We start from the raw sequence: 14,974 nt of genomic DNA, 5'->3' as shown, positions 1-14,974 counted from the left end.
CCGCGCCACCGGGCTGGGGCTGTGGCTGTCTTTCCATCACCAGTACAACGTGTACTGGCGGCGCCCACGGCGCCGTCTGCGACGTCAAGTCGTAACCATAATGCTGCCCCGGCAATGCCTCCCCGCTTCAGCACCGTGCGCTCTGTGTCCAGCGCATTCCGATGGCCGACAGTTGCTCGACCTGTTCCGGTGTCGGCGTGCCCGCACGCCCGTGAGCGCTGGTTGCTGACCCGGGCCCCGAGCTTGACGTGGTCCTCCTCGCCGACCTCGTCGATGACCGACTCGATGTGTTTGCGCAGGACGCGCAGGTGTTGCTCGCGATTCGTAGAACTGGTGGGCGGCGGCAAGGTTTGTGGCCCCGTGTCGGCGTGGGTGCGCCGGCGCGTCGAGCACCCTCGCGCCATGCGGCCGCGGTCTGCGTCAAAAGGTCCAGCGACGGTGCCGACACCAGCACCCGCGCCGCCCGCAGTTCCTCCGCTGAGCGCTGCGCGACCAGGTCTTGGCGCTGCCGGTGGAAATTGCGGGACCAGGCAGTGCCAAGCTCGACGGTGTGTGATGCCGACGGTGGTCTGTCGTCCGCGGCTGCGCGGCTGATGTGGCTGATGCGGCATCGGGGGAGGTGGGTGCGCTGAGGGGATTCTCGTCGTTGACGGCGACGGCGAAGGCGATCGAGTTGTCCGGCACGGCCCCTGTGACGGGGACGGGACTGGTGGCACGATGGACGGACGGGCCGGTCAGCGGTCGATTCCATCTTGTCTGGGGCGTCTATGAACATCTGGCTCCCGTTCCGGTTCTTTGCTGCATTGACCGTGGCCGGCCTGATGCTCACCGCATGCAGCAGTTCTGGCGGGTCCCCGAGTGCATCGGGACCGCCACCTGCCGTAGCGGGGACGCCTGCGCCGTCGCAGTCGCAGACGGCGCCTCGATCCCAGGAACCGTCGACACCCATCCCGGTGGCCACGCAGACACCGGCCACGCCCACGCCCACCCCTCAGGGGACACCGCCGCTCGGCTCCTGGAGCCTGCAGGCGGTGTGGCCGTTCTCGACGCTCGCCCAAGCGCAGGCGTGGGAGCGTGCCTACCGCTCCAGCGGCCACCAGCCCTGGCATCTCGACCCAGACCGGACCGCGCTGTCCTTCACCCGTGACTACCTGGGCTTCAAGGAGATCGACCGGGTCTCCTCGAAAAGGCTCAGCGGCCGGCACGCCCGCATCGGCGTCGCGCCGACGGGGCCTGAGAGCGGCACCGCAGCGGTGATCCACCTGGTGCGGTTCGGCGCCGGCCCGGATGCCCCGTGGGAGGTCGTGGGCACCGACGACACGACGTTCTCCCTGACCACGCCCGCGTACGGGTCGCTCGTACGCTCCCCGCTGGTCACCGGGGGCCGGATCTCCGGAGTGGACGAGACCATCCGCGTCGAGGTGCGCCAGCCGTCGTCCGCAACGCCATTGGGCACCTCCCCGTGCTGCACTCCCGCCGGCGGCAACGACCAGCCCTGGAACGTCACGGTGTCCTTCTCCGGCGCCCGTGACCCGGTGCTCACGGTCGTCGCATCCACCGGCGGGCACGTCGCCGAGGTCGAACGCTTCACCGTGACGGCGGTACGCACCGGTTGACTGTCTCTCGGCGGGATGACTGCACACGTTCGCCTGGGAGCAGCCCCGGCCGGGCCCGCCGGTCACCGAACCTGGATGGTCGGTTCGAGGGCGTCATCTTCTCCACCTCCACGCCCTGTAGAGCCCGGTCGTCGGACGCTGCGTCGTCATGAGCCCGCGCACGGTCAGACAGCTTCCGGCGTCGACGTACGGGCGAGCCTGAACGTGCCTTTCTCCGCGCTCACGTCTCTCCGGGATCACGTCGTACGGCCCCTTTGGGGCCGGCGCTGTTGAAGCCGGCCCGCCCGCTCTTCGGCGTGCCCGGGATCTCATCGGGCCGCTGCCCGGGTTCGCAAGCAGATGAGCCGGACAGGACTGTCGGCAGCCATGACCCGGGCCTGCGCGCCAGGGGCGCCGCACGGTGAGGTGCGCGCGTTGCGGTGCCGGCCGATGACGGCTTCCCGGAATGTTTGGTGACGGCTTCCCAGGGAGTGTCGTGGTGGGGCTGGTCGGGTGGGTGTCCTGCGGGCAGGCGGCAGCTGCCGCATCGCGCTCGGTGCCACCGCCGAAGGGCCTCTCCGAAGGGCCCGGCCTCGAACACGGCCGGGGTGCGGCCCGGGCAGCGGCCGCACGGCGTGGGTCAGGCGGGGCTGCGGCTGGTGCGCAGAACGGTGGTGCGGAACGATGCCACCACGGGCCGCAGATCGATGCACGACCTTCTTCACCACCCGCACAGCCGGTTGAGCAGCGAGCCCGAACTCCGCCTTGAGGCGAGCGTAGACCAGCTTTTGCAACTCGTTACGGGACGTGGCGCCGCTCTCGTACGCCACCACCGATACCGCGTCAGCCGCCCGGTTGCACGATGGCAGGGTCACGGCCAAAGCCGCCGCCACCTCAGGCGACGGCAGCAGCTTCACCTGCACCACGACCTTCACGCGAACACACTGCCACATCGGCCGCCCCGCCGCCTGAACCTCACCGACCCCCCTGAGTCCACCTGACCTGCGACGCGCTGGCCAGGATCGGCCGGGGCTGTTCACGCCGTGATGCGGGCAGGGGTCAGCGCGCGGGTCCGGCTGGGGCGAGGCGGCGTCCGATCCCTGTCTCGGCAGGGAATCCCGGCTGGTACTCCAGCCACATTTCGTGATCACGAGTCCGGTATGCGCTGCCGTACGAGAAGGTCGTCAGCAGCCGGACGGTGGTGATCCGGTTGAGGTCGAGGGACCGTTCACCGGTCAAGGTGTGCGCAGTCAGACGCGACGATGAGTGCCTGAACGGGTTCGCTCCTCGCACAGTGCGGGCAGGAGGGCGAAGCCGGCGATCGCGGACAGCAGGCCGAGCGCGATCGGTGTGCCTTCGGGGACTACTCCTGCCCTGGCCAGCCCGTAGCCGCCGAAAAGCAGCAGAAGGACCGTCGCCGCCAGGCCCGATCCCATGCGTGCACGTGTCACGCCGCGGGTTGTGGTTGCTTCCACTGACGCCCCCGTTGCTGCCGCCAGACATCAGCATGCATGCGCGGGGGACCTTTGCGCATTGCGGTGTCCGGCAATCTTCGGCTCGGGATCCGTCGGGGCCAGGGCCCCCGATCCAGCAGGACTTCATGATCTCGTCGTTCGTCGCGGGAACAGGACGGCCACTGCGTCATCTTGGTGAGGTGTCCGGACCCTTCAAGACACAAGGTGCCGCCACTCCTGACTCGGACGGCGCAGCCCGATCAATGACGAGACGGCACCCGAAACCCATCAACTACCTGGCCCAGCCGCAGAGTCCGTGGCCAAGATCAGAGGTCCAGGCACCGCCTGTCACACCACCACGCTCTGTCTTGTCTATCTGCTGACAGACAAGAAACAGAGGGAATCATGCGTGAGATCCTGATCGTCGGTGGTGGCCACGCGGGCTTCTACACTGCGTGGGGCCTCGAGAAGACCTTGCGGACGGACGAGGCGAGGGTCACGATCGTGGACCCGCGTCCGTACATGACCTACCAGCCTTTCCTGCCAGAGGTGACAGCCGGATCGATCGAGGCACGCCACGCCGCGGTGTCGATGCGGCGGCACCTGCGCAGTACCCGACTGATCGCGGGGACCGTGACCGAGATCCGCAACGCAGACCGGACGGTCACCGTCCGACCTGTGAACGGAGCCGACTACGAACTCCGCTACGACATCCTCGTAGTCACCGCCGGTGCTGTGACCCGTACCTTCCCCATACCGGGCCTGGCGCAGCAGGCGATCGGCCTGAAGCACGTGGAGGAGGCGGTGGCCATCCGTGACCGGCTTCTGACCGCGTTCGACCAGGCGGCGTCACTGCCACCTGGTGCCGAGCGGCAAAAGCTGCTCACCGTCACGTTCGTGGGCGGCGGGTTCTCCGGTGTCGAGGGCTTCGGCGAACTGCTGTCGCTGGCGACCGCGATGCTGAAGTCCTATCCGGAACTGAAGTTGGAGGACTTGTCCCTCCACCTGGTGGAGGCTCGGGACCACATTCTTCCCGAGGTGAGCGACAAGCCCGGTGCCTGGGTGGTGCGATCCCTCGAACGCCGTGGCGCGCACGTGCACCTCAACAGTCAACTCATCTCCGCCGAGGACGGGCACGTCGTGCTTTCCGGCGGAGAGGAGTTCGATTCGGCCCTGATCGTCTGGACCGCCGGCAACGCCTCGAACCCTGTCGTGCACAACCACACAGATCTGCCGGTCGACGAGCGGGGCCTGCTCGTGGCCCGGGCCGATCTCCGGGTGGGCACTGACAGTGATCCGGTTCCGGATGTGTGGGCGGCTGGAGACGACGCGGCTGTGCCTGACCTGGCTTCGCCTCTAGCGAGTGCGCGTACGGTGCCGAACGCTCAGCACGCGGTACGGCAGGGCAAGCGCCTGGCGAAGAACATCACCGCCAGCCTGCGTGGAGGCAAGATCCGAGATTACCGTCACAGCAGTCTCGGGGTGGTGGCCACGTTGGGCCTCGGGCGAGGCATCTTCCAGTACAAGGGAGTGGTCATCAAGGGCTTCCCCGCCTGGCTGATGCACAGGGGTTATCACGTACTGGCCGTGCCCACCTGGGAGCGGAAGGTTCGCGTGCTCACCGTCTGGCTCACCGCCGCGATGTTCGGTCGGGACCTGGTCTCGCTCGCCTCCGTGCAGCACCCGAGGGACGCATTTGTCACCAGCGGCAATCCGCGGCGCCCCGAATTGAGCCGGGCGAACGATCACACGGCCGCATGAAAGCCAGGTAGAGGCACAGCCTCAGTTGACGTCTGGCACTTCGCGCAAGAGTCGCCCCGTCGGCCCGCGTGCGAGCAGTCGGCGTGGAAACCGGCGGCACTCAGGCCGGTGCCGTGGCCAACGATTCCTCATGCCGTTTGTCAAGCTGCGAGAGCTCGTAGCACCGGCCGTCTCGTAGAAGGGCCCAGAGGACGTTGACGCGGCGGCGGGCGAGGGCGAGGACGGCCTGGGTGTGGCGCTTGCCCTCGGCTCGTTTGCGTCGTAGAACCGGCGGCACTCGTCGCACCTACGGATGCTGAACAGTGCGGAGGTGGAGAAGGCGCGCTGGAGCCTGCGGCCTTATCACTGAGGGCGCCGCAGGTTTCCGCTGATCTTGCTGGAGTCACGCGGGACTGGCGCGACGCCGCCGAAGCCGGCGAGGCGGTCGGGGGTGACGGATACGGTCATGTCTCCGCCGGTGGCGGCCAGGAACTCGGCGCCGAGGATGGTGCCCATGCCGGGCATGCTGGTGATTACGTCGAAGGTGTGGTGGTCGCGAAACCGGGCCTCGATCAGCTTGTCGAGTTCGTTGACCTGCTGGCTGAGGGCGACCACCTCCTTCGCCGGCGTGTGCACCATCTGGCCGGTCAGCTTCTCGCCAGGGAGGCTGGTGCGCTGGCGTTCGGCAGCCTGGACGGCCGTCTCGGCGAGCTGATTGGCGTTACGGACGCTGCGGTTGCGGAGCCAGGTCTCCAGCCGCTTGGTGCCGAGTCGGCGAAGGGCAGCAGGGGTCTGGTAGCCGGTCAACAGGATGAGGGGCCCGGTGTTGGTGAGATCCAGTATCCGCTCCAGGCCGGGGAAGATGCCAGACAGCTGGGTCCGGAGCTGGTTGACGGTGCGGGTGCGGTCGGCGACCAGGTCCATGCGGCGGCCGGTGAGGATCTTGAGGTCGGTGACGGTTTCGTCGCCGGTGCGTAAGGAGTTCAGGTCGTGCCGGCTGCGGCCCTGGTCGGCGATGACGGCGGCGTCCTTGGCGTCGGTCTTGCCCTCGCCGCGGTAGCTCTCGGAGGCGCGGTGGACAGCCCGGCCGGAGACAGAGCGGACCGGCTGGTCGTGGTTGAGCAGGATCGCGATGGCCAGGGCGGCCCCGCCGTCGGCCAAGTCGATGCCCCACGTCACGTCGTCGCCCAGTGCCAGTACGTCGGTGAGGAGTTCGAGGAGTTCGGGCTCGTCGTTGGCGACGCGTCGCGACAGCAGCCGGCGGCCGCTTGCGTCGATCGCGACGCAATGGTGGTGGGTCTTGCCCGCGTCGATGCCGGCCCAGATCGTGGCCATGCTGCCTCCGTGCGGTGCGGTGTTCTGATGCCTCCCGACGGACGACCTCGCTGTCGATTCCCTACTATGGAGCGATCACTCGCAATTCCTCATGGGCAGCCGAGTCGCCGTGGGGTGTCGGGCGCCCAATCGTTGGAAGCCACAAGCGGCAGAAGACTGAAAGCCACACCCGACGCCCCTGGGTGGGCCAACCATACGAAGGGCTCGCCCTGTCCCGGAAAGACCGTAGGGAAGACCGATGCTGATCTCGAATCCTCCCCAGTGCTGCTCCTCGCCCCAGTTGGTTCACTCCGTGAGCCAACTGGGCGTGTGTGTGGGGGAATGCAGAAGGACTCACCGAACTCGCGGTCGGTGAGACCTTCGGCGCGGGGCGAGTCAGTGGGAGGAGACGAAGCCCTCCGACTGGTCGAGATGGAATGGCGAGCCGGAGCTCTCGGGAGTCCATCCGTTGGCACGAGCGGTGCGAATGCTGTCAGCAACGTCGGAGGGCAGGACGGGGTTGGCCTGCGTGCCGAGCCAGTTGCTCGGGTGTGGCTCGTTGGTCGTGATCACCAGTGTGGTGCCGGGAGTCTCGGCGTGTTCAACTGCATAGGTGAGGGGAGACCGGACCAGCCCCTGGTCGTAGGTCGGCCTGCCGCGAAGCCTCCAGCGGTAGGTGGTGCCGTCGACGGTGATGCGCCGCGACCCCTTCTTCACCAGTGCCATGCCCACCTTCTTTCCCGGGGCGAGGGTAGTGAACGGACACTGGCCATGTCGCACGGGTTTCCCTCACCCGAGTACAGCAAAGAAGGTCGCCGTGGTGGAGGCGGGCGCCGAAGTAGGGACTGCGATGGTCGGTGAACACGCGGCGGAAGTCGCTGGTGGCGGTGAAGGTGGCGCGGATGAATGGGTCGAGCCGGAACTGATCGGGGCAGCCGCCGTTCTGCAGGCGTTCGACGCTGACGACGGACAGGGCGGCGCCGCGGCGTGCGACGCGGACGCCTGCCTCTGCGGTGAGCCGGTGAACGTGGCCCGGCACAGGGTGTCCATGACCGCCTCGTCGTCGATCACCAGCCCGTCGTCTTCCGTGCCATCCCGTCCTGGAGGGACAGCAGGGCCGGTGAGGTCGATACGGCAAAGGCTCCTTCGAGGGCCGCGCCCAGGCCTCACCACTGAGAACGTCGACTTCGGTGGAGGCAGAGACCAGGACGGCCTCGTGGCCGTGCTTCGCTGACCCGGGTGGCGGTCTCGACGCCGACGGGTTCGCTGCCGTCGATCACAACGACCTTCATGGGAAACCCGTGTGCCCGACGTTGAGGCGGCCCTGGGGAGAAGAGCCGCACGGCCCCATCTGCCGCAAGGGCAGGATGCGGGCTTCGCGACGACGACCGGGCAGCCGGCATACGTATGACCACGGCACCGAGACCGGTGCCCTCATGCTGCGGTCCAGGTGGCACCGGGACCGCACCTCACACGGTGCCACGGTGGCAGTGGTAGATGCGCGCCCCGCGATGCCACTGTCAGCAGTGTCCTGTCAGCAGGCAGTGATTCCGCGCCGACGCGGACCGGTGACATGCATGCGGTGGGATGCCGCACGACAACCGATCAATGCAGGAGCGTCGGGCACGCGGCCGCGCCTGGCCGGAGATGCGCCAGTGTGCGGGCGGCGGGTCAGGCGGATCGTGACCCTGGCCGGCCTCCCCCAGGTGGGTCCCACCCATGCTCTACTTCTCTCGCGAGCGAGATATGCTGAATTCTGGAGTTGATCCGGTGCTCCGCGAAGGGAGGATGCCGACGCGGTAACGCCACGCATTGTTCATGCGTGGGCGTCCCTGGCTGGTCACAACGAGTGCCTTGCCGGGTTGCTGTCGTGCCCGAGTGGCCCCCGACACGGCTGCCAACGCCGCCCACCCGTCCTGATGCGCCTTGCACCGCGGTGCACATAGGCGATTCTTTTCCTGCCTGGAGGACCCCTGTGGACGCCAGTGACGAGGCCGCACGCGGCCTGACCGACATTGAAGGATTCCTGTACTGGGAAGCCCACCGCTGTACCGCTCACTGCCGTGCGGCCGCGCTCACCGCACGCGTGACCGGGCTGAGTGAGGGGCAGAAAGCGGAGATCGAGTGGTGGTACGTAGAAGAGCAGATGCGGGTTTCCCGGAAGATGAAGCAGCACATCACCGACCACTTCACAGCGGTGGAGGGAAACTTTGCCAAGCGCTATGCACAGCTGCGCCGGGGTGCGTGCGTCGCGACGACTTTTGTCACCATGGTGATGCTCGGCCTGTGTATCTCGGTGATCCTCGGCACCACCGGCTGATCGAGCAGACCGACGCGGGGCAGCACCCGAGCGGCGCGGCACTCCGGGCCACCCTTCACGGCCGCAGGCAGATGGGCGCAGCAGGAAGGCGTGCAGCGGAATCGGCTACGGCGATTGCCCTGGGTCGGCTCACGGCGCCTTTTCCAGGCTGAGCAGCAGCTTACGCAGGGCGCGGGCAACGGTGTCCCGTTCCTCGGGCTCCAGCACGGACAGCAGTTTCTGTTCCAGGGCGACCTGGCCCTCGATACAACGGTCGAAGTCCTTCCGCCCCTGCTCCGTCAGGCTGACCAGTGAACTGCGTCGATCGTCGGGCGATGTTGTGCGGTTGATCCAGCCTTCACGCTCCAGCCGGTTGAGGCGACCACTGAGTCCGGCCGAGGAGACGATCAGGGACTGCTTGAGCTGTCCGGGCGTCAGCCCATAGGGAGGCCCTGTCCGGCGCAGTGTCTGCAGCAGATCGAAGTCCCCCACGTTGGCGATGGCCCTGCCCTCATGGCGCCGCAGTTGGTCCTCGAGCAGCTCCTCGGTCAGCCGTGCCGCACGAAGCAGTCGTCCGATCACGGCACTTGACGAGACATCCAGCTCGGGCCACAGACGCCTCCATCGCTCCAGCATGGCATCCACGCTGTCGCTGCCGCCCGGATCAGGATCGAAATCTGTACCCATAGTTTGATCAGTGTAGAGCGCAGCGCCGTCGAAAACAGGGCTGCTTCCCGTGTGAGCCACCAGGACGGCATGGAGGATGTGGGGACCCGCACTACTGACAAGTGACACTGTTGCACTCTTCGTGAACGGGCAGACGACTCAGTGTGGTCGCTTGTCCGTCGCCCGGGAAGGCACCTGATGGCCGGCCGCGCCAAGCGATTCACCGCATCCACGGGCCTCGTGGGCCTCATACGATCAGCGCTTGCGCACAGCACTCGCGCCGCCGCACCAGCAGATGCGGACCGGCTGTTCGTGGCGGGTCCCATTCTGAACCGCGCTCAGTGTGCAGCCGCCGCTTCGGCATACCAAGCCCACGACCGCGTACTCGTATACCGCTGTGCTCCAGGCACGGACGGTTTGCGGAGGGTGTACCGCACTGCCTGACCGCCGCGGCAGACAGCGGCTTCGGGGCCGAACGCACCCGAGGCGAGGGACTTCCCGCGACGGCGGTCCGGCCGGCCCCGAAGCAGGACGATCGACGTCCGCCGACTGCCGGTCGGGGCACGGCGTGGCTCGCCCCCGTACGGAGCACGATGACCGGCGTTGTCCGGGCATGCTGCGCACCGGCTGACAGGGCCAGGCACCTGCCGGTCGGTGGCGCCCCTGACGGCCGAGGCCGGCAAGCAAGCTCCACCGGGCGGCTGTGCCCAGCCGCGGTTACCGCCGCCCCGGTTCAGCGACGGCGACCCTGAGGTCGGCGGCTCCCCTCCGAGCTCACTGGGTGTCCTCCCGCCTCTGCGCGAGGAACCCGGTCACCGTGGCGCTGAATTCCTCCGGGCGCTCCACCCCTGGTGGATCATCCGTGCCCAATGCGGACCGTAGATGAAGTCATCCTTGAACCCTCCGTGCGAGTGGCCGAGCAGCACGGTGTCCGGCAGCGCGAGGGGCTCGATCACAGCGTGCAGGAAATGGGTGTAGGTGGCCAAGGTGTATTCGCGAGGATCGGCCAGGAGGCCGGATGCGCCAGTGCCGACTGGCTCGGCATAGACCATGGTCAGACTGCGTTCGAGCAGAGGCATGCGCAGATATTCCCAGCTGGTGCCGGGTCCACCCGAGTGGGCAATGCACACCGGGCCGGTGCCGGCGACGTGGTATCGATGCTCGATGAGCGACGATCCGTGCCGGACGGCGATCGTGTGAGTGCCGAGGGAGAGCGGCGACGCAGGGTCTTCGGCGGGGTAGGGGAGAGCCACGGGCACGGGGGTGGCGTTCACACCTCCCAGATGCTGTACCAAGAACAGTGACCACTCAAGACATGGTGATGCTTGTCATGACAATGCCTGCCCGACCTGTGGGAGCCGGGCGATCACACTCAAGCAACTGGCGCCCGTTTCTTTCGGTTTCGCGGCATACGGAGATCGAGTTACGGCAGGCAGCAGGCCGACGGTCGGGGGAAGCACACCGCGGTCAGCGGAAGAGACAACACTGTTTTGACACCATGCTCACCGGAGGCTGTGGGCGTGTGCGAGGTGGAGAAAAGCTTTGATAGGCTGACTCACAGCGTTTCGGACGCTGTACGACACGATCCCCCGTGAAGGCATCCGAAACGCGTTGACACCTGCTTGCCTAGAGCCGAGCAGGTGGAGTGTTCTGGGCGCCACCGGATCCCCCGCCAGTGGCGCCCGGAGCCCGGCACGGAGCGCCTCGCCCCTTGCTTGAGGCGGCTGGAGTGTTTCACAGCGTTGCGGGGCATCGGCTGCTCTGGCCAGAACCTGCGCGGCGGCGCACGGACGTCCGCCGGCCCGACTCGCTCCGCACATGCCCGGCGAACGAGCGTCGGATCCAGCGAAGACGGCTCCCAGCCGCTCTGTGAGGTTCCGGGCGGCGGCCCAGGGGCGGCCACCTCTCGATGACACGGCTGGGCACATCCCACGGTGCAGGCAGCAGGGACTCCATCACACCGTCCGCGCGTCTGCATATGAGGGCTGAGCGGTCGCCCTCCTCGCGGCGTGGTTCCACCCACCACACGTCAGGTCCGACCAGGCCGACGTACGGCGGCGCCGAGATCTGGCCGGGGGCGATGCCTGCCGTGGCCGTCTGGCTGCTGATGGGGGGAGTGCCATGAGCCGAAGAAGGCCAGGGTAATCACAGCACGGCCGCTCGGCGGCGCATTGCGGCACCGAGGGCGATCATGCTCGTGGGAGTCCAGCTCGATCGTGCCTGCCGGGGGACAGCGTGTTCACAAGGGGCATCGCCGACGCTGTGCGGCGCATGCGTATTCGGCCAGAGATAAGGGTCGCTTTCCCGCTGCTAGGGCAGGACGAACCCGAGGGAGGCTAGGAGCGCTGGGCGCGGTAGAGGCCCCGGCCGGTTCGGCGGATACGAGAAGTGCTGACCAGACGATCGAGCGTGCTCCGGACCGCGTTGATGCTCCCACTGTCGGTGTCGCGGCCGAGAGATGCGGCCACATCGCGGGCACGCACATCCGCATCGCCGACCGCGGCGAAGTACTTCAGGATCTGCTCGGTGAGCTTGCCGTACTCCCTCTGCCGGTCAGCGTCGGTGGAGGCTCCGGAGGCAGCAGGCTTCTTGGTGTCCTGCCGGCTCTCGGGCCGCTGAACCTGTGGTTTGGTCTTCGACGCGACGTCTGCGGACGCGGAGGAGGACATGTCCGGCTGCAGTTGCGCGGGCGCCGGTGCCTGGTCCGGTCCTGCAGCCGCAGCACGGGGGGTGTCCGCCGCGGCCGCGCCGGCTGTGTTGAGCATCAGGACCTCGAGGGCACTGAGGGCCCGCTGGACGGAACCGAGATGGGCTACGACTGCAGCCAGTTCCCTCTCCAGCGCCAGCTTCTGGACCTCCAGGCGGGCCAGGTCCTCCTGGAGACTTTCAGCGGTGATCTCAATGTTATGCGCCGCGCGGGTTACAGAGACCATGTGTTCCTCTCATCCTCAACCCTTCTTCTTGCGTCCCCTGTCGGCTCACCTGTGCCGCTCGGCCCGGGCGCCGGGATGGGTACCCCGGGACATCATATGCAGTAGCGCACTCCGGAATACAGATGAAGCAGGCGGATCACATGTGTGCCGAAGAGACCGGGTGCACTGAATGATGGAACCCGGAACACGGTGCTGTCGCCGGGGAGCCGGGAGAACGCCCGATCTGCCGAGCACATGGAGGACACGTCGGTGGATGTGGTGAGACAACAAAGTGTATCTCCAATTGTTGCCACCGTCCGAGGGAAACGCAACGGGTATGAGCGACCTGCTGACGCGAACACCAGGGGCGAACGAGAGGGATGCCCGCTGCCTCCCGACCAGGCGTGCCGCGGCGGCCCCTGCCCGGTGCACTGAAGCCCCGACCGGTGGGCGGCTGACACCGCCCACCGGTCGCGCAGCGCCGAGCCGCGTCACCCGCAGAGGGCGGGGCGCGGTCCCGTCAGGGCCGACACGGCAGCGAGTGTTTCAACCACTCTCGGCATGCGTCGTGTGGGGGAGGGAGGGGTCGTCCCGGCCGGACGACCCGCCGTGGTCCTCATGGTCCGCGGCGTTGGCGGCGGATGCCGAGCGGTGCAGTTGGTACAGGGTGTCGGAGACCGCCTTGATGCACGCGTTGACAGTGTCGAGTGCCTCGTGAAGCATGCGCATACGAGCCTCGAGGAGGGCAGCCTCGGCTGCCAGAGACACACTGGCGGTGGCAGGATCGGGGTGCTTGTCAGGGTCTCGGGGCATTGTGCGTCCTTCTTCGGCTCAAGCCGGAAGTCGTGCGAAACCGGAGTGTGTGCGGATCGGCAGGGGGAAACCGCGGAGCCTGGCCGTACCCGACTGCGAACGGCGCCGCGGTCGGTGCCGCAAGCGAGCTGTGGGACATCGCATCAACACGGGCCGCTCCGCGGGAGCCGGTACCCGCGCCGCCGGACGGCACATGGAGGCGGCAGTCTTCGGGCGGCTGTGGCCGACGCCTGGGATCGAGAGATGCGGACGCCGGGCCTGCCCGGCCGCCCGTGAGCAGGTACCGCACGGATGCATCGGTGGTCCCGGGCCCTTGACATGCTTGCTCCCTTCCTCTCGGCGGGGTTTGTTCGGACATCTCGCAAGCCCCACACGAATTGACCGAACAGCTGAGGGAGCTGTGACAGCCGCGCATCGGGCGCAGCGTCTGCGTATGCGCCGAACGCGATGGAAGGAAGACCTCATCGAAAGGGCGCCGCGGCGGCCGGTCCGCTGCCGTCCTATGCGGCGGTGCCTCGGCGCTGGTCAGGGCAGCGGCCGGTAGCTCAGCCGGTACTGTTCCCGCGGCGGGAAGCGCCGTCCTCGCGGAACTGCCGCTGGGAAGTCACTTGACCTTCCCCGGCGGACACTTGTGCCCGCCGCAGTGGACGTCGGCCTGTACGCGAACGCGGCTTCGCTGACGGCTCTCACGCGCTGCGCAGAACCAGGAGCGGTGAGGGTTCTGGACCAAAGACGTGACGATGGGGGACTTGGCCGATCCTGCGGGCAACAGGCACGCACAAGCCGCCGTCTTCCGCGCCTGGTCCCAGCCCGAGCGCACGTCGAGTGGCAATGCCGTCCGACGCCTCGCCAGCTGCCAACACGACGGGGCCGAGGAGCAGGGACGGATTGTGATCGGTCCCGCCTGGAGCGGGACTGCTGAATCTACCCCATGGCACGGTCAGGCGACTTCACTGATGCGCTGTCTGGCGGGGACCTGTCAGGGCGGGATGGTCCGGACTCCTCCCCGGCCTCGGCTGGCCCGGCGATACCCGGAAGGCGATGTCACAACATCTGCGCCTGTCGGGTCTAGCTGTTGAGCCGACAGGAAAGGAGGATACCGTGCGCGAGATCCCGCGTTGTCGGATGCTGCTGCCAGGCAGAAGAGTCCGAGTAGAGGCACCGCGCCGGGAACATACACGCCGCAACCGTCGTTCCGCGCACCGGCAAACGACATGGATGCCCTCTCTTCCACGCTCTCGGTCGATGACCACTGGCTTGCCAGGAGCTTGTTTTCTTCGCGGTGCTGCGGCCTGCCGGCCGGCGTGGTCGTTGCCGGTGCGTCATATCGTTCCAACTCTTGCGGGAAGGCCGCTGTCCGGGCCGGCCCCGGACAGCGCCGGGGCTTGTTGGACCCCATCCTCACCCGTCGAACCAGTGGGCTGGAACCCGCCCAGGGGGAACGTGGTCAGCCGGCCCTACGGCCGGATACGTAGCCGAAACCCGGCTGCGGTCATGGCCACTTGGTGATGCCGACACCGTGCGGAGAGGACTGCCGCCGTACCCGCTCCAGCATTCGGAAGCTGTAAACGGGGAACGTTTATGGCGTCTTCGAACACTGGATGGAGCGTTGCGACACATGCCCCCGCACTGTCGAAGAGTAACGCCGCCAACCGTCCTGCACAGACCGGTCATCTGGATGACTGCGGGGCGGCTGCGTTGTGTGGTGCCGTGCCAGAGGGAGGATGCCGTATGGAACAGACCGATGACGGGGTACCGATCGCGGAGCTGCTCGATGAGCGGCGGCATCTGCTGGATGTCGCCTGCTGGCTGCTGGGCAGCAGCAGTGAGGCCGAGGGCGTCATTGATGAGACCTACCGGCGGTGGTACGAGCTGTCCGAGCCGGTGCGGGCGCAGATCGCGGCGCCCCGTTCCTGGCTTGCGAAGGTCGCCGGCGGCATCTGTCTGGCCCGGCTGGCCCTGCCCGGCCGGGGGGAGGCCCGTGCGGTCGCGGAAGAGGCGGGTGAGACGGAGGCGGAGCATCACAAGGCGATGGAGGCGGGTGAGACGGAGGCGGAGCATCACAAGGCGATGGAGGCGGAGTTCGGTGAGGTTCTGCTGAGTGCGGTGGATTCTCTGTCTCCGGCCGAGCGGGCGGCGTTCGTGCTCAATGATGTCTTCGGGGTGGGACCGGGTGGGGTC

10 protein-coding genes and 2 pseudogenes are annotated in these 14,974 nt (G+C 67.6%); 4 read left to right on the top strand and 8 right to left on the bottom strand.

Going from position 1 to position 14,974, the window contains the following annotated elements:
• Positions 1–953: 953 nt before the first annotated feature.
• Positions 954–1,616, top strand: a complete 663-nt coding sequence (locus ACWCP0_RS30945; RefSeq protein WP_451082070.1) for a hypothetical protein — start codon at positions 954–956, stop codon at positions 1,614–1,616.
• Between the two features lie 1,038 nt (positions 1,617–2,654).
• Here the strand turns inward: ACWCP0_RS30945 and ACWCP0_RS30940 are convergent.
• Positions 2,655–2,834, bottom strand: a complete 180-nt coding sequence (locus ACWCP0_RS30940) for a hypothetical protein (protein WP_451082069.1) — start codon at positions 2,832–2,834, stop codon at positions 2,655–2,657.
• Positions 2,835–2,845: 11 nt separating this feature from the next.
• Complete coding sequence (locus tag ACWCP0_RS30935; RefSeq protein ID WP_451082068.1) at positions 2,846–3,046, bottom strand: hypothetical protein; 201 nt, start codon at positions 3,044–3,046, stop codon at positions 2,846–2,848.
• Positions 3,047–3,454: 408 nt separating this feature from the next.
• On the opposite strand from ACWCP0_RS30935, the gene ACWCP0_RS30930 reads away from it, so the two are divergent.
• Entirely contained in the window at positions 3,455–4,810 is a 1,356-nt protein-coding gene (locus tag ACWCP0_RS30930; RefSeq protein ID WP_451082067.1) for an NAD(P)/FAD-dependent oxidoreductase, read from the top strand.
• Between the two features lie 100 nt (positions 4,811–4,910).
• Here ACWCP0_RS30930 and ACWCP0_RS30925 read toward each other — a convergent pair.
• Positions 4,911–6,124, bottom strand: a pseudogene (locus tag ACWCP0_RS30925) (IS110 family transposase).
• A gap of 375 nt (positions 6,125–6,499) precedes the next feature.
• Complete coding sequence (locus tag ACWCP0_RS30920; RefSeq protein WP_451082066.1) at positions 6,500–6,829, bottom strand: hypothetical protein; 330 nt, start codon at positions 6,827–6,829, stop codon at positions 6,500–6,502.
• 1,249 nt (positions 6,830–8,078) lie between these two features.
• Here ACWCP0_RS30920 and ACWCP0_RS30915 point away from each other — a divergent pair.
• Positions 8,079–8,423, top strand: coding sequence for a hypothetical protein (locus ACWCP0_RS30915; protein ID WP_451082065.1), 345 nt, complete (start codon positions 8,079–8,081; stop codon positions 8,421–8,423).
• A 129-nt stretch (positions 8,424–8,552) separates the two neighbouring features.
• Here the strand turns inward: ACWCP0_RS30915 and ACWCP0_RS30910 are convergent, their stop codons facing one another.
• The 4 genes from ACWCP0_RS30910 to ACWCP0_RS30895 form a co-directional block, all read right to left on the bottom strand.
• A complete protein-coding gene (locus ACWCP0_RS30910) occupies positions 8,553–9,149 on the bottom strand; it encodes a MarR family winged helix-turn-helix transcriptional regulator (RefSeq protein ID WP_451082064.1) in 597 nt (198 codons plus the stop codon).
• 731 nt (positions 9,150–9,880) lie between these two features.
• Positions 9,881–10,342, bottom strand: coding sequence for an alpha/beta fold hydrolase (locus tag ACWCP0_RS30905; protein WP_451082063.1), 462 nt, complete (start codon positions 10,340–10,342; stop codon positions 9,881–9,883).
• A gap of 1,062 nt (positions 10,343–11,404) precedes the next feature.
• A complete protein-coding gene (locus ACWCP0_RS30900) occupies positions 11,405–12,001 on the bottom strand; it encodes a hypothetical protein (protein ID WP_451082062.1) in 597 nt (198 codons plus the stop codon).
• Between the two features lie 525 nt (positions 12,002–12,526).
• Positions 12,527–12,793, bottom strand: a complete 267-nt coding sequence (locus ACWCP0_RS30895; protein ID WP_451082061.1) for a hypothetical protein — start codon at positions 12,791–12,793, stop codon at positions 12,527–12,529.
• A gap of 1,731 nt (positions 12,794–14,524) precedes the next feature.
• On the opposite strand from ACWCP0_RS30895, the pseudogene ACWCP0_RS30890 reads away from it, so the two are divergent.
• Positions 14,525–14,974: pseudogene (locus ACWCP0_RS30890) on the top strand (RNA polymerase subunit sigma); the annotation flags it as partial.

Source organism: Streptomyces sp. NPDC001970, from assembly GCF_053594115.1.
Note: the sequence above shows the minus strand (reverse complement) of the source record. Positions and strands in the feature narration are given on the sequence as shown.